Annotated in this window: 19 protein-coding genes and 1 tRNA gene; 7 read left to right on the top strand and 13 right to left on the bottom strand. The window is 51.4% G+C overall.

The features are described 5' to 3' along the window. Positions 1 to 26: 26 nt before the first annotated feature. Positions 27 to 794: a DeoR/GlpR family DNA-binding transcription regulator gene (locus tag DFER_RS15485; RefSeq protein ID WP_015812588.1), complete on the top strand. Its 768-nt coding sequence runs from the start codon at positions 27 to 29 to the stop codon at positions 792 to 794. Positions 795 to 821: 27 nt separating this feature from the next. On the opposite strand, the gene DFER_RS15480 is transcribed toward DFER_RS15485, so the two are convergent. The 7 genes from DFER_RS15480 to hflX all read right to left on the bottom strand — a co-directional run bounded on the left by DFER_RS15480 (position 822) and on the right by hflX (position 8,147). Then, positions 822 to 2,042, bottom strand: coding sequence for an inositol-3-phosphate synthase (locus DFER_RS15480; RefSeq protein WP_015812587.1), 1,221 nt, complete (start codon positions 2,040 to 2,042; stop codon positions 822 to 824). A gap of 282 nt (positions 2,043 to 2,324) precedes the next feature. Next, on the bottom strand, positions 2,325 to 3,617 hold the full coding sequence (locus tag DFER_RS15475) for a glucuronyl esterase domain-containing protein (protein ID WP_015812586.1): 1,293 nt from the start codon (positions 3,615 to 3,617) through the stop codon (positions 2,325 to 2,327). An 84-nt stretch (positions 3,618 to 3,701) separates the two neighbouring features. Then, positions 3,702 to 3,911: a hypothetical protein gene (locus tag DFER_RS15470; protein WP_015812585.1), complete on the bottom strand. Its 210-nt coding sequence runs from the start codon at positions 3,909 to 3,911 to the stop codon at positions 3,702 to 3,704. A gap of 200 nt (positions 3,912 to 4,111) precedes the next feature. After that, positions 4,112 to 5,203: a type I restriction endonuclease gene (locus DFER_RS15465; protein ID WP_015812584.1), complete on the bottom strand. Its 1,092-nt coding sequence runs from the start codon at positions 5,201 to 5,203 to the stop codon at positions 4,112 to 4,114. Between the two features lie 169 nt (positions 5,204 to 5,372). Beyond that, a protein-coding gene (locus DFER_RS15460) for an IS3 family transposase (RefSeq protein ID WP_222837289.1) occupies positions 5,373 to 6,481 on the bottom strand; the annotation gives its coding sequence in 2 pieces (ribosomal slippage) (positions 5,373 to 6,232 and positions 6,232 to 6,481; 1,110 coding nt in all). Positions 6,482 to 6,771: 290 nt separating this feature from the next. Then, positions 6,772 to 6,843: transfer RNA gene (locus DFER_RS15450), tRNA-Arg, on the bottom strand. 68 nt (positions 6,844 to 6,911) lie between these two features. Beyond that, positions 6,912 to 8,147 (bottom strand): GTPase HflX, encoded by a 1,236-nt coding sequence (gene hflX, locus DFER_RS15445; protein ID WP_015812583.1) that lies wholly within the window; start codon positions 8,145 to 8,147, stop codon positions 6,912 to 6,914. A gap of 339 nt (positions 8,148 to 8,486) precedes the next feature. On the opposite strand from hflX, the gene DFER_RS15440 reads away from it, so the two are divergent. The 6 genes from DFER_RS15440 to DFER_RS15415 all read left to right on the top strand — a co-directional run bounded on the left by DFER_RS15440 (position 8,487) and on the right by DFER_RS15415 (position 13,291). Continuing rightward, complete coding sequence (locus DFER_RS15440; protein WP_015812582.1) at positions 8,487 to 9,872, top strand: MATE family efflux transporter; 1,386 nt, start codon at positions 8,487 to 8,489, stop codon at positions 9,870 to 9,872. 224 nt (positions 9,873 to 10,096) lie between these two features. Then, positions 10,097 to 11,488 carry an MBL fold metallo-hydrolase gene (locus DFER_RS15435; protein WP_015812581.1) on the top strand — a complete coding sequence of 464 codons (1,392 nt, stop codon included), beginning with the start codon at positions 10,097 to 10,099 and terminating at the stop codon, positions 11,486 to 11,488. Between the two features lie 48 nt (positions 11,489 to 11,536). Next, positions 11,537 to 11,746: a hypothetical protein gene (locus DFER_RS15430; protein ID WP_015812580.1), complete on the top strand. Its 210-nt coding sequence runs from the start codon at positions 11,537 to 11,539 to the stop codon at positions 11,744 to 11,746. Between the two features lie 206 nt (positions 11,747 to 11,952). After that, positions 11,953 to 12,108 (top strand): PIN domain-containing protein, encoded by a 156-nt coding sequence (locus tag DFER_RS30915; RefSeq protein WP_374754564.1) that lies wholly within the window; start codon positions 11,953 to 11,955, stop codon positions 12,106 to 12,108. Between the two features lie 46 nt (positions 12,109 to 12,154). Next, positions 12,155 to 12,730, top strand: a complete 576-nt coding sequence (locus DFER_RS15420) for a YeeE/YedE family protein (RefSeq protein WP_015812579.1) — start codon at positions 12,155 to 12,157, stop codon at positions 12,728 to 12,730. Between the two features lie 102 nt (positions 12,731 to 12,832). Next, positions 12,833 to 13,291 (top strand): DUF6691 family protein, encoded by a 459-nt coding sequence (locus tag DFER_RS15415; RefSeq protein ID WP_015812578.1) that lies wholly within the window; start codon positions 12,833 to 12,835, stop codon positions 13,289 to 13,291. Here the strand turns inward: DFER_RS15415 and DFER_RS15410 are convergent, their stop codons facing one another. The 6 genes from DFER_RS15410 to DFER_RS15385 all read right to left on the bottom strand — a co-directional run bounded on the left by DFER_RS15410 (position 13,292) and on the right by DFER_RS15385 (position 19,015). Then, a complete protein-coding gene (locus DFER_RS15410) occupies positions 13,292 to 14,035 on the bottom strand; it encodes a class I SAM-dependent methyltransferase (RefSeq protein ID WP_015812577.1) in 744 nt (247 codons plus the stop codon). Between the two features lie 50 nt (positions 14,036 to 14,085). After that, complete coding sequence (locus tag DFER_RS15405; protein ID WP_015812576.1) at positions 14,086 to 15,483, bottom strand: hypothetical protein; 1,398 nt, start codon at positions 15,481 to 15,483, stop codon at positions 14,086 to 14,088. 18 nt (positions 15,484 to 15,501) lie between these two features. Next, positions 15,502 to 15,843, bottom strand: a complete 342-nt coding sequence (locus DFER_RS15400) for a heavy-metal-associated domain-containing protein (protein WP_015812575.1) — start codon at positions 15,841 to 15,843, stop codon at positions 15,502 to 15,504. 22 nt (positions 15,844 to 15,865) lie between these two features. After that, complete coding sequence (locus tag DFER_RS15395; RefSeq protein WP_015812574.1) at positions 15,866 to 16,099, bottom strand: heavy metal-binding domain-containing protein; 234 nt, start codon at positions 16,097 to 16,099, stop codon at positions 15,866 to 15,868. Positions 16,100 to 16,163: 64 nt separating this feature from the next. Next, the gene (locus tag DFER_RS15390) at positions 16,164 to 16,733 is read right to left on the bottom strand and encodes a helix-turn-helix domain-containing protein (protein WP_015812573.1); all 570 of its coding nucleotides are present in this window, start codon (positions 16,731 to 16,733) and stop codon (positions 16,164 to 16,166) included. A 56-nt stretch (positions 16,734 to 16,789) separates the two neighbouring features. Continuing rightward, positions 16,790 to 19,015 carry a TonB-dependent receptor gene (locus DFER_RS15385; RefSeq protein ID WP_041736472.1) on the bottom strand — a complete coding sequence of 742 codons (2,226 nt, stop codon included), beginning with the start codon at positions 19,013 to 19,015 and terminating at the stop codon, positions 16,790 to 16,792. Positions 19,016 to 19,056 lie beyond the last annotated feature (41 nt).

Here is a 19,056-nt window from a genome sequence, read left to right as displayed (position 1 = left end):
TATACTTGCTTCCAAAGTGTACCGACATGACTATTACGGAAAGGCATCAATTCATTTTGCAGGAGCTCAAAAGGGCTGGTACGGTGAGTATCATACAGCTTTCGGAGCAAATGCAGGTTTCGGGGGTAACCATCCGGAAGGACCTGAAATTGCTCGAAGACAAAAATCTGCTGTTCAGGACGCACGGAGGCGGGTCGCTCAACAACCCCTATGCCGTGGAGCGGCCGATCAACGAGAAGGAATTTATTAACTCCGACGAAAAGCAGAGCATTGCCCGTGAGGCGATTGGCCTGATCCGGGAAACCGATTCGATCATGATCGGCTCGGGCACGACGGTGTTCGAGCTGGCGCGCTGTCTGCATCCTACGAAACAGATTACGGTGATCACGCCGGCCGTGAAAGTGACGCTGGAACTGAGCAACCGGCCAAACGTGGAGGTGCTGCAATTGGGCGGGTTGATCCGCCAGAACTCGTCGTCGGTGGCCGGCTCCTATGCCGAGTACATTCTCGACCATATCTCGTGCGGCGTGCTGTTTATCGGCGTGGACGGCATCGATTTCGACTTTGGGCTGTCGATCAGCAACCTGACGGAGGCCGGCCTGAACCAGAAGATGATCGAGACGGCGCAAAATGTGGTGGTGCTCGCCGATCACACGAAGATCGGCAAGCGGGGCATCGCTAAAATTTGCGACCTCGACCAGGTGCAGTACATCGTGACCGATGCGGGCATCCCGGACGAGGCCATCAAATCCCTTGAAGACCGTGGCGTGAAGGTGCTGGTCGCGGGGAAGTAAGGGTTTAGGAAAGTAAGTCTGTCGTTTTTAATCCATTCTATCGGCCATTACGGGGCTCATTTTGAGCTGTTTCCGGGTCGATGCCGTAAGCTCGCGTTTGGCTAATGCGTGGCATTCGTAAGTGGCGTCGGCGAACATCATTTGCTGCGGCGGCGTCTTTTGTGTGGCAGCCGATGGTCCGCGTAATGCGCCCACAAGCCCCATTTCGCGCGCAACATACACATAGCGCACGGCGTCGATTACCACCCCGGCCGAGTTAGGCGAATCCTGCACCGAAAGCTGGGCATCGAGCGTTACGGGCGAGCCCATAAAGCCTTCGAGTTCCAGCCGGAAATTGGCTACTTTATTATCTCCGTAAAAAGCGATGTATTCGGAAGGACCGGCGTGCAGGAAGCTGTCGGCGGTAGAAATCCCCCGGATGTCGTTTTGCGCGCGGATCACATTCTCTTTTGATATCTTCTTCGATTTCAGGCGGTTTTTGTCTTCCATATTGAGGAAATCGGTGTTGCCGCCTACATTCCGCTGAATGTGCGCCTTCACGTGATGGCCGCGTTCAAAGGCAAGTTCCTGCAACATTTGCGACAAAATACTCGCACCAAACTGGCTGCGCATATCGTCCCCGATGATCGGAATGCCCGCGTCGATGAATTTCTGCTCCCATTCCGGGTCCGAGGCGATGAAAACCGGAATGCAGTTCACAAGCGAAATGCCTAGTTCGAGGCAAATTCCGGCGTAAAATTCCGTAGCCAGCTGCGAGCCGACGGGCAGGTAATTGATCAGCACTTCCGCCTCATGCGCTTGCAGGCGGGCGACGATTTCTTCGCGAATGCCGGCTGTGAGTTCCGCATTGTACCGTTCACCGCTGGTGAGCAAATCGGTTTCTTTTAACTCATCCTTCACCACAAAGCGGTTTTCGGCGGGGTAGGAGCGCATTTGTGGCGAAACACCGTCCAGAACTGGCGAGCGGTAGATAGGCGCTTCACTTTTAATATCAGTATAGAGCTCGATCGCGCAGTTGGGTTTGGTGAAAATGGCATCCTTCAATTCCAGCCCGATTTTGCGTTCATCGACATCAAATCCGCAGACGAATTCGATGTTTTCCGCGTGGTAGCCGCCGATGTTGTCGGCCATCAGGCCAGAGGTTTTATCTGCATAGCGTGTATAGTATTCAACCCCCTGCACGAGCGAACTTGCACAGTTGCCTACGCCCACGATCGCCACTTTTATCTTTTGATCAATATTTGACATTTCTAATAATCTGAGTTTATGATGAAAATATTATTTTAAAATATTTTAATAAATATGAAATGACTGAATTTGAGCCAAAATAAAATATTTAAATCCGATAAAGCAACTATAAATGCAAGTTTATGCAAACGTTTGCATTGAACCACGTTCGTTTGATTTTAGATATATCAAAAAGCCACGAAGTATAGTAGGACGGCCCACGGAGCTACACGAAGAATCATTCGTGCAACCAGCGGCCTGCCCGGCGACGCTTCGCGGCTTTGAGTAGCCTGCAAAGACTTTTTACAAATACTTTTGCATGTAGCGTATGAAGAGCTGCCAGTCCTCGGGCAGCACGGTATGCCCGCCTTCGTGCATGAAATATCCGAGGCGGTTCATGAGCAAAGCGGTGTCGCCAGCTGCGGGCATTGTCGCAGAAGTCGACGGTGCCGTTTCTCCGAAAAGGCGGTAAACAGGCGCTGCCGCGACGGCGGACAGAAATTCTCCTTTCGGATCGGACCAGTAATCCGTACTCCCGGTTTGCAGCAGCAGCGGTCGGGGGGCCATGAGCGCCACGAGCATGTGCGCGTCGATCGGCATGTCGTTCACGCGCCCGGCCCAGCCGTGGTAATTGGGCGCAAATTGATACAAGTACCGCGACGGGTCGGAAATGTGACGGATCGTCTCGCCGTAATTCCGCCGGGCCAATGCCGCCCCGCCCTCGCCGGAAATGCTGGCGATCACCATTTTGAACCGCGGATCGCGAATGCCGGCCCACAGCACCGTCTTCCCGAGCCGCGACGCGCCCTGCAATGCAATGCGTTTGGTGTCGATCTGCCGGTCGGTCTCGAAATAGTCCATCGCCCGGCTTAGTCCCCAGGCCCAGGCGGAAATGGCGCCCCATTCGTCGGCGGCCGGCTCCGTTTGGCCGGGTTTGAGGTATGTTTTGCGGATGCCATGCGTCAGCCCGTCTTTAAAATCGGGTTCGATGTCGCCGTAATACACGGTCGCAAAGCCGATCCCGGCGTCGATAAACTGCTCCACATTCAGTTTTCCAAATGGCGTCGGCTTGTCGGCCTTCACTTTTTTGCCCTCCTTGTTCCAAATCTCGCCCACGCGTAAGCCGGGATCGTCAATAATCTGGTTGTAGGCTGTAAATGAAATGTTCATCAGCAGCGGCACGGGTTTCACGGCCTTTGCGGGGGTATAGATCAGCAGGTTCATCCTATGCTCCGACGTGTCCTTGGTAAAATACACCGTCACCTGCTTGCGAATGGCCTTCCCATCGAAAGCCGGCGTGCCGTCATCGAACGCATGGAATGACAAATCCTTCGGCTTGGGCGGCATTTTCCCGAATTGATTCTCTTCCGCCAGCCGCAGCAGTTCAGGCCGGCGCTTCTCGGTCCATTGCCTGGCCGTCGTCACGGGCTTACCATCGGCCGTTTTGAGCAACTCCGGCAATGTGTACGTTCCGACGGAATCTTCATTGTAATTGACGGGAAAGCCCGCTACCACCGTCGGGCGGTTCGCGGCCTGCTGCGCAAACGCGCTCGCGAATGTGATGAGAAGTAGCGTAGATAAGAGTTTTATTTTCATGGAATTAGGCGCTGGAAAATGTTAAGCGTCCTAATAAGTCGCCGGGTGGGGGAGGTTACTTGCTTTGTATTTAGAGAGTTGCAATTATTTCCATCCTCTCACAAATGTCCAGATTAGCGAGACGATAAATGTAACAATGGCAACTACAACGCCGATTCCACTTCCGATGAATATCTGCTCGTTCCATGACCCATCGCCGATCTTCTCTGAAAACGCCCAAACGCCAGTGAAGAAAAACACGAAGATGAGGAAGAATGAAGTCATCATGATGATGACATCGTAATGCTTTTTCATTGGAAAGCTGTTTGTTGCTGAAATACGATCGCAATACTTGAAGCGTGCTTTGCACTAAGTGTTTCTGAGAAATGGTTTAGTTGGTAGATGATCTACCGGTTGGATTTAGCGGATTTAGGTAAGTGCGTTGTTAGCATATCGACTGGCAGAGCGCTAAAAGCCAGGCAAACATACCTGGCTTTTGCGAGCTAGCGTAATACTCATTTCTTAGTGTCCAAATACAATTCGACAATTTTAGTTAGCGATTCTGAGTGATTGTAGATATCGTCAATTGTTTTGATCTCGAATTTCGTCTCTTTTTTGTCGGAGTCGAAAACGCCAATGTGCCTTTTGGTTGGACTGTTCAAATATAGTCGACAAACAGGCTTCCGATTATTGTCGTCAACAAAAATAGCAAAATACGAAAGTGCATCCCGATGAGTAATCCGAGCCGCTGGAATCTTAGGGCGCAGGATTGAGCGGACGATGTAAAAACCTTCAAGCTCTTCGTCGGTAGTGACGATTTCCTTATCCTGATTGCCTGGGCTGCTATTTGCCACGGTCATTGTTCCTGGCGCGGGCTCTTCCTGGATTGGTGCATCGTGTTTCGCAATGGCAGATTTCAGTCGTTCGTTAATTGTATCGTTGATTATGTTTGTGATTGTCCTTTTTACGAGTGCTCTGAACGCATCTACAACTTTCGACGTCATTACGGACGGATACACCTGTCTCGCAAAATATTTCACAAATTCGTCATTAGGTTCGTTGAACTCCTGTGTGACTAGGTGGCGAATTTCATTTATGTATTTTAATTCACTAGCAGACTGATAGATATTGTCGACGTCGAAGTATGCTTTGTGAAATTCTTTAAGTTGCTCAATTTGTCCATCCTTGATTTCTTCAATATTGAATTCAAGAAATGGCTTTTCGTCCATTTTGTTTGGTTCTACTAAGTCAGTGTAAAATCGAAAGACTGTACCATTAGTTAGTATTGAAAATTTCGCTTTGGAAACATGAAAGTACCTTAGTAGCTGACCGTCATGAACATCCAGTTTTTGCTTCCAGTGCTTGCATTCAACAAGAATTATGGGAGATCCGTCTCTAAAAATCGCATAGTCAATTTTCTCACCCTTCTTAATGCCGATATCGCATATGAATTCGGGAACCACTTCTAATGGATTAAATACATCGTACCCCAAAATTTGAAGGAATGGCATTATGAATGCGTTCTTCGTGGCCTCTTCCGTATGGATGCTGTCCCTTAGTTTACTTACGCGCTCACTGAACTGTTTAATTTGATCTTTAAAGTCCATTTGAATAGTGATTATTTTACTGTGAAGAGTGGTTTGACGATAACACTCCAAGAAATAGTTTGATAATTTCTACTGAAATAAAACTCGTGTGATACCACTAGTTTATTATTCGGCATCGAAAGAGATTGGGAGAAGATCCCTCAAAGAGGAGTTGTAAGTACCCCGTTTCTCAGACAGTCATTTGGTGGTGAATTTTCTTTTTCACCAGCGATTCCTTCCATTCAAATGGTGTCAAATTGCCCAGTCCTTCATGTGGTCGTCGCTGGTTATATTCTTCAATCCATTCCGCGGTTAATTGCCTGACCTGATCCAGGTCGAAGAACAAATAAGCGTCTAATACAGCTTCTCTGTACAGTCGATTAAATCGTTCGATATAGCCATTTTGCGTTGGCTTGCCTGGCTGTATAAATTTGGCTTCAATGCCTTTTTCCTCACACCAGATCGTGAAATTTCCGGAAGTGAATTCCGGTCCGTTGTCCGATCTGATCGCCATTGGGAATCCTCTGCTTTCTCCAATACGGTTCAAAGTCCTAATGATCCGCTTCGCGGAAAGTGAAGTATCGATTTCTATGGCCAATGCCTCACGTGAGCAGTCGTCAATGACGTTGAACGTTCGGAATTTGCGGTTGCCGACCATACTGTCGCTCATAAAATCGACACTCCAAACTTCATTCACCTGCGCTGGCTGAGCTAAAGGTTGCCTAACCCGATCGGGTAATCGCCGCTTCCCCTTTCGCCTCTTATTCAGCTTCAAAACTTGATAAATGCGGTGAACTCGCTTATGATTCCATGGCTTACCTGATCTTCGCAGGTAGGCAAACAGCTTTCTAAACCCGTATGAAGGGTGTTTGAATGCCAAGTCCTGCAACGACTCAATTACCTCAGAATCATCCTTCTTACTGCTGTAATAATATTGAGAGCGAACAAGGCTAACGATTTTACAGGCTCTGCTCACAGCGATATCGTGCTCGCGAACAATCTCCTCTGTCAATTCCCTTTTTGCGGCAGAGCCCAGCCCTTTTTTACGAAAATCTCTTTGAGTATTTGGTTATCCAGGCTCAGGTCCGCGAACATCTTTTTGAGCCGGGAATTCTCTTCCTCCAAATCCTTAAGCCTTTTGACGTCGGAAGCTTCCATGCCTCCATACCGACTCTTCCAATTGTAAAAAGTGGCCTCAGAAATGCCATGCTGCCGACAAATCTCCTTGGTTGGGATGCCTGCTTCCTGCTGCTTGAGGATCGAAACGATCTGCGTCTCTGTGAATCTGGTCTTTTTCATCAGTTTAAAATTAAGGTTTAATCTCTAATTTCAAACTGTCTGTCGTTTCGGGATACTTACAGAGTGAAGTCGACCTGAACTTGAATTACGTGAATTAACAAAAAGAATATGCTACACGCTCTGGCGATGTTTCTCTCACATAAAAGCAGAAAAAATGCATGGCTTGTGACCGCAATGGGAATCGAAGTCGCCCGCGACCCCGGCCATATCTAGAGTTTGGTAGGAGTCGCATTCGACAAACTCCTATTCTTTGTGGGCAGCAAAAAAGCCAGGCAAAATGCCTGGCTTCGTGACCGCGACGGGAATCGAACCCATATCTAGAGTTTAGGAAACTCCTATTCTATCCGTTGAACTACGCAGTCATATTTTACCCCGAAAACGAGGTTTTCGGGGTGCAAAACTGGGAAAAAATCATTTGAATTACAAATGATTATTCCTCCGTTTCTACTGGTGTGTAACCGAGGTCGAGCCAGTTCGGGTAGATCGAGAAGTGTTTTTCTTTCACCAGCGAGAATAGCGTCCGCTTCAATTCGTCGATGTTTTCTTTCTCTTGCGCGGAAATAAAAACGACGTGGTCGGCTTTTTCGGCGATGTAGCTGCGTTTCAGCTGATCGAGTATTTCCTGGGTCGATGGCGCGGCGGCTTGTTCCTCTTCTTCGTCGTTGTACGAAGGTTTATAAAGGTCTATCTTGTTGAAAACCAATATTGAAGGTTTGTTGGCTGCGCCGATCTCTTCGAGTGTTTTGTTCACAACGTCCAGGTGCTCTTCAAACGATGCGTGCGAAATGTCGACCACGTGCATCAGGATATCCGCCTCGCGCACCTCGTCGAGGGTCGATTTGAAGGATTCGATGAGCGTCGTGGGCAACTTGCGGATGAACCCGACGGTGTCCGTGAGCAGGAAAGGGATATTCTCCATGTTCACTTTCCGCACGGTTGAATCAACGGTTGCGAAGAGTTTGTTTTCGGCGAAGACGTCGGCTTTCGAAAGGTTACGCATTAGGGTCGATTTACCCACGTTGGTGTAGCCCACTATGGCCACGCGCACGAGGCGGTCGCGCTCTTTTCGGCGGGTTACGCTCTGTTTGTCCACTTTTTCGAGCTTTTCTTTCAGGAACGCAATCCGGTCCTTCACGATCCGGCGGTCGGTTTCGAGCTCGGTTTCACCTGGTCCGCGCATCCCCACACCCGCGCCCGACTGGCGGCTAAGGTGCGTCCACAAGCGGGTTAGTCGCGGGTACATGTACTGGTACTGAGCGAGTTCTACCTGCAATTTCGCCTGGGCCGTTTGGGCGCGCATCGCGAAAATGGCGAGGATGAGCAAGCTGCGGTCGATCACCTTGATGTCCTTGAAAACGGCCTCGAGGTTGCGGACCTGCGACGGGGTAAGGTCGTCGTCGTAAATGATCATGTCCACCGGATTGGCGGTGACGTAAATCAGGATTTCTTCGAGCTTGCCTTTCCCGGTGTACGTCCGGATGTCGGTCCGTTCGAGATTTTGCGTAAAGGTCTGGACCGTCTCCACGCCCAGCGTGGTAGCCAGGAACGCGAGTTCTTCCAGGTATTCCTTTGTCTTTTCGGCGTTTTGTTTCTGAGTACTTACAGCCACCAGTACGGCGGTTTCCTTTTTGGCGGCTGTGGAATATAATTTTTTCTTATCAATCATGCACTGGTGTTTTTATGACTTGTTCCGGCCTTCAATCCTGCAATAGCAATGCCCACATGCCGGAAAAGGGGCAGAGTTGCAACGGTTTGTCCGGCGCAAAAGTTCACGGCAGGGATTCGTGAAATTACATTTACCATTTAACAAATCCATTTTTTTATTTGATTCTTCGAAAAAGTGTTTTGTATCTTTGCCGAAATTCTTTAAGCCTATGTTGGTGCTCATCTTCGGCTAATACTTAGCCACCACTCATTCTCCGCCGCTTAGCAGGCACTCTTTTGCGACCCCCATAGCCGGTCGTGCAATTTCTATTTTATCCATTATTGCAAAATTTTATTATCCATGAAAAAGTGGTTTACACTGCTTCGTGAGGCTATTCGTGGCTCCGAAGAAAGTTTTACCGAAGGAAGCATCAACCGCGCCATATTCCTGCTGTCAGTACCCATGATCCTTGAAATGGTCATGGAGTCGCTGTTCGCGGTGGTCGATATTTTCTTTGTTTCAAAAGTAAGTACCGAGGCCGTCGCTACGGTGGGCCTTACCGAGTCGGTGATTACGCTGGTTTATTCCGTAGCCATTGGTTTGAGTACCGCCGCTACGGCTACCATTGCACGCCGGACCGGCGAGGGCAACACCGCACAAGCCCGACATGCGGTAGGCCAGGTCATTTTCATTTCGCTGGCGGTTTCTTCTGTCACGGCGCTGATCGGTTTCTGGCTGGCCGGTGATATCCTGCGCATGATGGGCGCCGATCAGAAGGTGATCGAAACGGGTACCAATTTTGCGCGCATTCAGTTTCTGAGCAGTCCGGTGGTGGTGCTTTTGTATTCACTGAGCGGCGCTTTGCGGGGCGCGGGTGCGGCGGCAACGGCCATGCGCTCGCTGATGATCGCCAATGGTTTCAACATGCTTTTAGGGCCGCTCCTCATTTTTGGCGTCGGGCCGTTTCCCGAGCTGGGCGTAACCGGCGCGGCATTGGCTACGGCCACCGGGCGGACGATCGGTGTGGGTTATCAGCTGTTTTCGCTCGTAAAGGGAAATCGGGCGCTGGGTTTGTTGTGGGAGGATCTTAAACCAAATATGGAAACCATCACGGCGATCGTCAAGGTAGCCACTGGGGGCACTGTACAGTTCCTGATCGGCTCCGCGAGCTGGATTTTCCTTACGCGCATTCTGTCCGAATTCGGTAGCGATGTGGTGGCGGGTTACACCATTGCCATCCGCGTGATCATGTTCACGTTGCTGCCGGCGTGGGGGCTTGCCAATGCGGCGGCTACGCTGGTGGGCCAGAATCTCGGTGCAAACAAGCCCGACCGGGCAGAGGCTTCGGTGTGGAAATGTGCTTCGTTTAACCTGATGTTCCTGGCGGGGCTGGCGGTGGTCATGTTTATCGGCGCCGAAGCGATTGTCGGATTGTTCAGCTCGCAGCCCCAGGTGGTCGAAACCGGGAAACTGGCATTGCGGGTGCTTTGCTTGGGCTACGGGTTTTATGCCTACGGGATGGTGGTGATCCAGTCGCTGAATGGCGCGGGCGATACCCAAACCCCAACGGTTCTCAACCTGATCGCATTCTGGACGGTACAGATCCCGACTGCGTATGTACTGGCCGTTATCCTGGATTTCGGGCCGGTGGGCGTTTTTGCTGCGGTACCTATTGCGGAGTCGGTGCTGGCGATGCTGGGCATCTGGCGGTTCCGCCTTGGGGGATGGAAGGTCGTTAAAGTCTGATTATGCCGGGAATTATTCGGGGAAGTCTTTTTGTAATAGCAATGTTCAGGCATAGTCTGATCGCGATACGTTATTGCCTCGAAATGCTGAGGCGCAAGTAGGGAGACGTCGGGTGTGGTCTATGTTTTAAGCCAAAATCCACTCATATGTGGCAAAACTTGACTATTATTGATCACACCTGGCGACTACCCGTCATTACCTTACCACGATAAAACATCAGCAACATGAAAATAGAGCAAATATATACCGGATGCCTGGCGCAGGGCGCTTACTTTATTGTTTCAAACGGCGAAGCCGCTGTCATCGACCCATTGCGTGAAGTGGCGCCATACATTCAGAAAGCCGAAAAAACCGGGGCGCAGATCAAGTATGTATTTGAGACGCATTTTCATGCAGACTTTGTGTCGGGCCACCTTGACCTGGCCGAAAAAACGGGCGCGGAAATCGTGTATGGCCCCGGCGCACAAACCGGTTTTAAGGCGCATATTGCCACCGACGGGGAAGAGTTCAAACTCGGCGACGTCGTGATTCGCGCCTTGCATACACCGGGGCACACGATGGAATCCACCAGTTATTTGTTGCTGGATGAATCGGGCAGGCCGGTAGCGCTGTTTTCCGGCGATACATTGTTTATCGGCGATGTAGGCCGTCCGGATCTTGCTCAAAAGGGCGACCTCACCATGGACGACCTCGCCGGTATCCTCTTCGACAGCCTCCGCTCGAAAATCATGCCGTTACCCGACGATGTGATCGTTTACCCGGCACACGGTGCCGGTTCGGCGTGCGGGAAGAATATGAGCAAGGAAACTTCCGACACGCTGGGTAATCAAAAGCGCTTCAATTACGCATTGCGGGCCGATATGACGAAGGAAGAGTTCATCCACGAAGTCACCGCCGGCCTTACAGAACCGCCGCAATATTTCCCTGAAAACGTAAAAATGAACCGCGACGGCTACGAGAGCATCGACGACGTGCTCGAACGGGGGCATCAGGCATTTTCGCCGGAGGCATTTGAGGCGAAGGCCAACAATACCGGCGCATTGATCCTCGATACCCGCAAGCCAGGCGATTTTGCCGAAGGTTTTATCCCAAATTCTATCAACATCGGTATTGAAGGCAGTTTCGCGCCCTGGGTAGGGGCATTGATCCCCGATCTGAAACAGCAGCTGCTCATCGTGACCGAGCCGGGCAGGGAAGAAGAAGTAGTGACGCGGCTCGCGCGGGTGGGTTATGATTATACAATCGGCTATCTCAATGGCGGGTTTGAAGCCTGGAAAAAAGCCGGTAAGGAAATTGATCAGGTCGAGTCCGTCAGTGCGGAAGAATTTGCCGACCGGTACCCTGCGGGTGACCTGGAAGTGATCGACGTCCGCAAGCCCGACGAGTTTGCCTCGGGGCACATTCAAGGCGCGCGAAACCTGCCGCTGGACTATATCAACGACCTCATGCCCGAATTCCCGAAAGACCGGAAGCTGCACATCCATTGCGCCGGAGGCTACCGGTCGATGGTCGCCGCCTCCATCCTCAAATCACGCGGCATCGACGACGTAGTCAATATCGAAGGCGGCTACGGCGCAGTATCCAAAACCAACGTCCCAGTCCTCACCGAGGCGTGATTTTTGAGTGAATATTTGTAGATTAGGGAAAATCAAAAGGTAGTTTTTATGGAAACGCTGCTTGTCGAGCTCACGCATAAGAATGCGTTACAGTTGTTAAAGGATTTGGAGGCAATGGACATCATTCGTTTGCACGATGGCCGCGAGCCGACGAAAACGAGGTTGTCCGAGAAATACAAGGGAATCCTGCCACGCGAAGCCGGTGAAGAGCTTATTCATCATGTTAATCAGGTCCGGAGCGAATGGGGCAATATTTGATCGATACTAACATTGTTTCGAAATACTTGTCAGGTCTGCTACCTCCGGAAGGTGGGCGGTTGCTGGATTCTGTGGTTGATTCAATACCGCAGATATCCGTGATTACTCAAATTGAACTGTTATCATAGAAGGGAGGATTTGAGGTGCGAATCGGCGAATTTATCAACGACAGTTCGGTTTTTGGACTAACGCCCGAGGTTGTGGAAATGTGCATTAAATTAAGGCGCGAAAAGAAGATTCGAACGCCCGATGCCATTATAGCTGCAACTGCTATCGTCTATGACCTTACCTTGCTCACCGATAATGAAATCGATTTTTCTGGTATTGGATTAATAAAATTGCGCAATCCCAACAAGGTCTAGAAAATTTTACTCGATTAGTATATTATATCTATCTAATTAATAGCAAATGGATTTAATCGAACTTCTCAAAAGGCCCTGGCCGTGGTATGTGGCGGGGCCGTTGATCGGCCTTACGGTGCCGGTGTTGCTTTTGCTGGGGAACAAGTCGTTTGGGATTTCGTCGTCATTGCGGCATATCTGTGCGGCGGTGATACCGGCCGGGCTGCCGTTTTTTAAATACAACTGGCGGAAAGAGGCCTGGAACCTGTTTTTCGTGGCAGGAATCGCGATTGGTGGGTTTGTAGGAAATTTTGCATTGGGCAACCCGGATGCCATCGTCGTCGCCGACGATACCCGGCAAACGCTGGCCGCCCTGGGTGTTTCCGATTTTTCGGGACTGATGCCGGCCGACATTTTCTCGATCTCCAATGTATTCACATGGAAAGGATTGATATTCTTCGTAGTAGGTGGCTTTTTGGTAGGCTTCGGCACGCGTTATGCGGGTGGTTGCACGTCGGGACATGCGATTATGGGGCTGTCTAATCTGCAATGGCCATCGCTGGTCGCGACGGTGAGCTTTATGATCGGCGGGTTTGCCTGCACGCATTTGCTGCTGCCCTTTCTACTTAGCCTTGCATTATAAGTGCAAGACAGTCAATGCATTTAATCAAATCTAGTCATGGAGAAAAGTACGCAACATGCGGCCTACACGGAGACGGAGCATCCCGATTTTGACGGTATCCAAATGGACGGCTGTGACGGTGCCAACCGCCAGCATACCGCCGAAGGATTTATTTCAAACCTCAAATACCTTGTAGTAGGCATCATTTTCGGCATTGTTTTCCTTAAAGCCGAAATCGTTTCCTGGTTTCGCATTCAGGAAATGTTCCGGCTCGATTCGTTTCATATGTACGGCGTGATCGGCTCGGCGGTGGGCGTGGGCTTGCTTTCGGTGTGGCTGATCAGGAAGTTCAATATCAAAACAATATCCGGCGAAACCGTGTCCATTGCCGACAAGGTTTTCGACAAAGGCCAGATCTACGGCGGCATACTTTTCGGCATCGGCTGGGCTATTACCGGTGCTTGCCCGGGGCCCTTGTTCGCTCAGATAGGCGCGGGTTACGCGGCGGTGGCGGTTACCTTGCTGAGCGCCATTGCGGGTACGTGGGTGTATGGCCTGATGCGCGCCAGGCTGCCGCATTGATCAGCCCTTGCGCGCCACGAGGTACAGCTGCTCGTCGCCGAGCATGAACGGATCGGCTTCCAGGTTGCTGAATGTGCCCACCACGGTGAGCCCGGCGAGTTCGAACATGTAGGTCAATTCGCCAAGCGTGTAAATGTGCTGGCGCACGCTGTGGGTCACCTTTTCGGAGCCGGCGATGAATGTCTGCTCCGCTTCAATGTAGCCGCCTTCAGCCCGGTACTCGTTTTCGGCGAGGTAAACGATATCTTCCTGCACCGGCATCCAGTTGCGTGCCTGGAAGTTGGGCAGGATGCTTTCTGCGAGGTTTTCGGTGTGGATCGCCACGTGGGCGAAGGCTTTCAGCGCCGATGCCATTTGGTGGATAAACTGCTGCATTTCCGCCCTCGGAAAGAAACTGAAACTGTTTCCAAAGCAATACGCGGCGTCGAAGTGCGCTTCCGGCAGGGTGTAGTTGAGTACATCCGCGCAAATCACCTCCACGGGGAGCTGTTGCTGGCTGCTGATGTTCTGCAACTCCTCACAATATTCCTGCGAAATGTCGATGCACGTCAATGCGGTGCCTTGCGCGGCGAGCGGCAATGCATGCCGGCCGTAGCCTGCGAGCAGGTCGAGTACCTTGCTTTCGGGGGTTATTTCAAGCACATCGCGCAGGAAATCGACCTCGTAATCGGTGTATTCTTCGTCCTGGTGCAGTTTCCAGGCGCGTTGCGGAAGTCCTTTGAAATAGGTATGGTACCAGGCCACGGCAGTAGGTTTTATTTAAATTAAACCCAAAACTACTAAAAAAAGCCCGCTTACATACGCATGAGCCCGGGGGTAATGCGCAGGTAAACTTGTCCTGAAAGTGGTGTTTTGCCATATGCGGCTTCCAGCGGACGGTCGGGTTTGTACAAACTCAGCTGCCCGCCCGCCTGCAAAAGCGTGTTGCCGAACGAGGCGATCTGCCGGTTCACACCCACCGAATACATTGAAACGGGCAGTGTTTCAAATCCCAGCTCACCCAGAGTTGTTTCCAACCCGAGTTCGCCAACGCTTTTTTGCACCCATTCATAACGTCCGTAAACTGCCCATTTATCCAGTTGTACATTGGATTCGGCGAGTAAAGAATGCTCCTTATGGTGCGCACCGGCGTCGTTCAGGCCCCAAACGACCGTGGAGGATATCCACCTGTTTTTGCCACCCAGATTACCCGAATGCTGCACGGAAGCCGTCGTGCGGTTCACGTCTTCATCGGGTTCGCGGGGCTCGGGGCTTTTGATAAATCCGCGCGACGCCTGCAATGCCCAGTTGGCCGACGGGTTAAAGAGCAGCCGGTAGCTGTAAGAATTGAAGCGCGGCTTGTCGAAATCGAAGCGGTTCTCGTCGGGCTCGCGGCCGGTGAATGAGGAACCTTCCAGTTTGAACTTCCCGTAGCGGATGCCCGCCGTGACCACGCCGAATGTAATGTGGGTGGCGTCCTGCCAATGGTGACCGAGCACGGCGTCGGGGTTGTTGAATGCCGACATCCGGTGCATAAATGCCGTCGGCCCCAGTGCCGGCTCGCCGGGGTAGCCCGCGTAGATCGTCAGGTCGACCTTGTCGCTAATGCGTTGGGTGTAGCCGATGGACAGCTCCGAAAACAGGTCGTGGGGGTGCTGCCGGTCGATAAGCGGCCGGCCTTTCCAGCTCTCGCCGGATTGAAATAGCAGCGGATAACCCGCGCCTCCGTCGAAAATGCGGTCGAGGGAAACCATGGCGCGGAGGTTTAGCAAGCCATTTTTGCCGACCTGCCGCTGGGCCATTCCCATAAACCAGTTGGGCACGCTGAACTTCGAATCGGAGCCTTTTTTGCCGTCATTATTGAAGTTTTGGGCGGTATAGCGGAGGAAAATGCTGCCGTGGAGCATGTAGTTCCATTTGCTGCCGTGCTTCATGTAGGCGTACATGGGTGTGGCGTCCGGCTGCCAGCCCGTACCCGAGCCATTGCGGGTCATGGGCAGGCTGAGCGAAAAGCTGTGGGTCATGTGCGGCTTGCCCGAATGGTCCATTTGGGCATGATCCATGCTTTTCATGTCATGGTTTTCATGGCTGACAGTGTCTTTCGCAGGCTTCTGGTGGTGTTCGTGCTGCGCGAATGCAGGGAGAACGGCACCCGCCGTAGCGACGGCCGCCATTCCGGCGGCCGTCGTGATAAGAAGTTTGTTGAGAAGCATGATGAAGAATGTTGGTGATTAGTGTGCTTTTGCGGTTTTACGGCAGCAGCTGGGAAGTTTGTCGTGCGCTTTCTGGTTGGCAGGCAGCTCATCGGCATCGTAGCCGGTTTTGTTAATCGTCGCTTTGATCGCCTCCGGGGTGGTTTTATCCGGGTTGTATTTCACGGTGATCACCTTGTTAGAAAGGTCAAGATTGGATTCTTTGATACCTTTCGACAGTCCGAGGTTGCGTTCGAGCCGTACTTTACACATTTCGCAAATGGCCGAGGTCTTGATTTTTACTTCTTTGGTCCCGTCGGCGAAGACGATATTCAGGCCCAGGAAAAGGGCCGTTACGAGGCTTAAAATGGTCTTTTTCATGATATATAATCAGGTTTTTGAATCAATGTTGATGTGCTGTTGAATCGGTTTCTGCCATTGCCACTTCCTGTAAATCCATCTTGCAAACCGGGCATTTACCCTCCTCCGCGTAGGTTTTGTCTCCTTCACATTGCATCGGGCACGCGTATTTTTTTTCGCTTACGGCATGTGTTTCGGTGGCGGCCTCTTTTTCAGATTTGTTTCCCGTACAGGCTGCCGACAGCAGCAGAAGGGAAGCGATAATGACTTTGTTCATACAGTTGAAGTTTAGTAAGTCCTTGGTATTCTTTTTTTATATTAATGTAAAAATTAAAGCTCCATTACTGGCCGACCTGGTCCAGGGAAGTGCGCTGGGCGGTGCCTTTTTTGAATTCGCCGGGCGTCATGCCGGTCACTTTCTTGAACTGGTTGCTCAGGTGCGCGGTGCTGCTGTATGAGAGTCGCCATGCTATTTCGCTCAATGTCAGCTCGTTGTAGGAGAGCCATTCCTTCACTTTCTCTACTTTTTGCGCAATGATGTATTGCTCGATCGTTTGCCCGGTTTCGGAAGAGAACAAGTTGCTCAGGTACGAGTATTCGTAGCCAATTTTTTCAGACAGGTAATCCGAAAAATTCTTCTGCGCCGGTTTGTTTCCTTTCAGGTTCTGAACTTCGTCGATCACCAGCGTTTTAATATGCTCCACCAGCGCCAGCCGGCGGTCGTCGAGCAGCTCAAACCCATTGTTTTCCAGCACCGTTCGCACTTCTTTCAGCTTATCGGCGTCCACTTCGGCCACCGTTTCCACCTCGCCCAGCTCCACAAAAGTCAGGTCAATGCCCAGCCCGTTCAGTTCCTCACGGACCACCCGCTTGCAGCGGTCGCACACCATATTTTTGATATATAATTTCATATTCAAATGTCTAAACCCCTATTGATTCTCCATTTCCTCCATTCTCCCTCAAAAAATTACCGGATAATCTTATAACGCATTCCTGCATAAATCATTCGCCCTACGACGGGCCCCCATGCCATGCCGGCATCGAAATGCTGACCGAATGGGTCCTTAGCACCCATGATCGGATCTTTCTGACGGAAATTGGCCAGATTTTCACCTCCGAGGTAAATATCCCATTTCGGGAATGTGCGGGTAATCTGTGCATTCAGGTTGTAAAATGACGGCGACATGGTCGATCTCAGGTTGTTGGGAACGTGGTGATCGGGCACATGGCCCATGTACGGAAGCCGGCGCTTGCCGTTCCATTGCACCGTGGCGTCGAACTTCCATTTATCGTAAGGCAGCGCATACCCGGCATTGAACAGCACCCTATCGCGGCTCACCATCATGCGCGGCTGCAATGTGCTGGCGTCGTACACGTCGCGGATCGTCTGTTTCACATCGAAAAGCCGGTAGGCCAGTTTCAGTTCAAAGCGCTTGATGGGCGTCAGGTTGGCTTCGGCCTGGAAGCTGTTGGCGTAAGCCTTGCCTTCAAGGTTGTAGAAGCGAATGTAACGCGGATCTTCCATATCGGCAACGAGCTGGTTTTCAAAATCGGTGCGGTAAAAATCCATGATAAAACTTCCGCTCATTTCGCCAAGTTTGAATTCCTGTGTCACGCTGGCGCCGTAGTTCCACGACACTTCGGGGCGGATGGCTTCACGGAATGTCACATTGCGGGAACTCACGAGGTTACCATAGTATTCGGCCAGCGGATTGGCGACCCTGAATCCACGCCCGGCCGACGCCCGCAGGGTAGTTTGGTCGGTGAGGCTGTATTTCAAATGCAGGCGCGGGGTCCATTGCGTGCCGTAGAGGTTGTGAAAATCGACGCGTCCTCCGGCTACCATCACAAATTTGTCGAGGTGGTTATAGGTATATTCAAAGAATGCCCCCGGCACCGATTCGTTTCTTTTCAGGCGGATATTCTTATAAACCTCGTCATAATTGTCGAGCATATAGCTGATCCCGGTTTTATAGGAATGATTCGTATTGCCGATGATCGACTGATAAATCAGGTTTCCGTAAAGTGTCTTCTGCGTGCCGTCGTAGTTGCTGAGGCCGAAATACGATTTCGAATCATGCAGCGAAGCATTCAGGATCAGGCCGAGCCCTTTGTAGGGTTGCTCAGGAAACAGTCGTGCGATTTTTGAGAAAAACTCATAGCGGTTCACCTTCGCACCGAAGCCGTAAGCCTGCGTTGTGCCTTTCATTTCGCGTTCGAAATCCTTCTGGCCGCCTAGCCGGTCTTCATAAAGTGCCTTCACGCCAAACTGCGCCATCATCTTGTTGCCCTGGTATTTCCACCGGTTAATGGCATTGTACTGCGCGTAAAGCGGAAGGTCGAGGAAGCCGTCGCCATTTTTGTCGACGCGGTTGCGCAGGGTGCTGCCGTGTGTGAGCAGCCCGGTGCTCCATTTTTCGTTGAGCTGGTGGGCGAGGTTCAGGTTCACTTCGGCGCGGCCGAAGTTGTTGACGTAGGTGTTCAGATAAAGCTTTTCGTGCGTATCCGGTTTTTGAAGTTCCACATTGATCTGCCCCGTCATCGACTCGTAGCCGTTGACGACGGAACCCGCGCCTTTGCCGACGTCGATCGACTGAATCCACGTTCCGGGCACGAAGTTAAGCCCGAAAGTAGACGCCAGGCCGCGGATCGAGGGGATATTCTCGACGTTCGTCTGGATGTACGTGCCGTTCAAACCCAGCATCTGGATCTGCTTGGAGCCCGTCACGGCATCGCTGTAAGATACCGATACTGATGCATTGGTTTCGAAACTTTCGGAAAGGTTGCAGCAGGCGGCCTTGGCGAGTGCGCGGGTGGTGATGATTTCGGTTTGATGAGGAGAAAGGCGGTCGATGGAGGTATTTCCGGCGCGTACAGTCACCTCGTCGAGCGTTTGGTCGCTTTGCAGAACGACCTGCAATTCGCTTTCCTGACCGATTTTAATGGTGTCGTTCCGGAAGCCGACGAAGCTCACCACCAGCAGCGCCGACTGCGCCGACCGCGGAATGCTGAACCGCCCGTTTTCATCGGTGGCGGTCGCCTGCGTGGTTCCGGACCAGTACACATTGGCGCCGGTGATCGGGGTCAGGTTTTTGGTTTGCGGTTGCTGTTCGTTGACCGACCCAGTTATACGTTGTGCGTAAATGGAGGAGCAAAGCAGCGTGAGCAGTCCTCCCAAAAGGTATTTATTCATGATTTGACGCATTCATTGGAATAATAGACTTGCAGCAAAAG

This window comes from Dyadobacter fermentans DSM 18053, from assembly GCF_000023125.1.
Lineage (GTDB): Bacteria > Bacteroidota > Bacteroidia > Cytophagales > Spirosomataceae > Dyadobacter > Dyadobacter fermentans.
Note: the sequence above shows the minus strand (reverse complement) of the source record. Positions and strands in the feature narration are given on the sequence as shown.

What these genes read in the sequence shown, in the direction of transcription:
- DFER_RS15485 (WP_015812588.1), top strand. Translation starts at nt 27, where the DNA reads ATGACTATTACGGAAAGGCATCAATTCATTTTGCAGGAGCTCAAAAGG.
- DFER_RS15480 (WP_015812587.1), bottom strand. Translation starts at nt 2,042, where the DNA reads ATGTCAAATATTGATCAAAAGATAAAAGTGGCGATCGTGGGCGTAGGC.
- DFER_RS15475 (WP_015812586.1), bottom strand. Translation starts at nt 3,617, where the DNA reads ATGAAAATAAAACTCTTATCTACGCTACTTCTCATCACATTCGCGAGC.
- DFER_RS15470 (WP_015812585.1), bottom strand. Translation starts at nt 3,911, where the DNA reads ATGAAAAAGCATTACGATGTCATCATCATGATGACTTCATTCTTCCTC.
- DFER_RS15465 (WP_015812584.1), bottom strand. Translation starts at nt 5,203, where the DNA reads ATGGACTTTAAAGATCAAATTAAACAGTTCAGTGAGCGCGTAAGTAAA.
- hflX (WP_015812583.1), bottom strand. Translation starts at nt 8,147, where the DNA reads ATGATTGATAAGAAAAAATTATATTCCACAGCCGCCAAAAAGGAAACC.
- DFER_RS15440 (WP_015812582.1), top strand. Translation starts at nt 8,487, where the DNA reads ATGAAAAAGTGGTTTACACTGCTTCGTGAGGCTATTCGTGGCTCCGAA.
- DFER_RS15435 (WP_015812581.1), top strand. Translation starts at nt 10,097, where the DNA reads ATGAAAATAGAGCAAATATATACCGGATGCCTGGCGCAGGGCGCTTAC.
- DFER_RS15430 (WP_015812580.1), top strand. Translation starts at nt 11,537, where the DNA reads ATGGAAACGCTGCTTGTCGAGCTCACGCATAAGAATGCGTTACAGTTG.
- DFER_RS30915 (WP_374754564.1), top strand. Translation starts at nt 11,953, where the DNA reads ATGTGCATTAAATTAAGGCGCGAAAAGAAGATTCGAACGCCCGATGCC.
- DFER_RS15420 (WP_015812579.1), top strand. Translation starts at nt 12,155, where the DNA reads ATGGATTTAATCGAACTTCTCAAAAGGCCCTGGCCGTGGTATGTGGCG.
- DFER_RS15415 (WP_015812578.1), top strand. Translation starts at nt 12,833, where the DNA reads ATGGACGGCTGTGACGGTGCCAACCGCCAGCATACCGCCGAAGGATTT.
- DFER_RS15405 (WP_015812576.1), bottom strand. Translation starts at nt 15,483, where the DNA reads ATGCTTCTCAACAAACTTCTTATCACGACGGCCGCCGGAATGGCGGCC.
- DFER_RS15400 (WP_015812575.1), bottom strand. Translation starts at nt 15,843, where the DNA reads ATGAAAAAGACCATTTTAAGCCTCGTAACGGCCCTTTTCCTGGGCCTG.
- DFER_RS15395 (WP_015812574.1), bottom strand. Translation starts at nt 16,099, where the DNA reads ATGAACAAAGTCATTATCGCTTCCCTTCTGCTGCTGTCGGCAGCCTGT.
- DFER_RS15390 (WP_015812573.1), bottom strand. Translation starts at nt 16,733, where the DNA reads ATGAAATTATATATCAAAAATATGGTGTGCGACCGCTGCAAGCGGGTG.
- DFER_RS15385 (WP_041736472.1), bottom strand. Translation starts at nt 19,015, where the DNA reads ATGAATAAATACCTTTTGGGAGGACTGCTCACGCTGCTTTGCTCCTCC.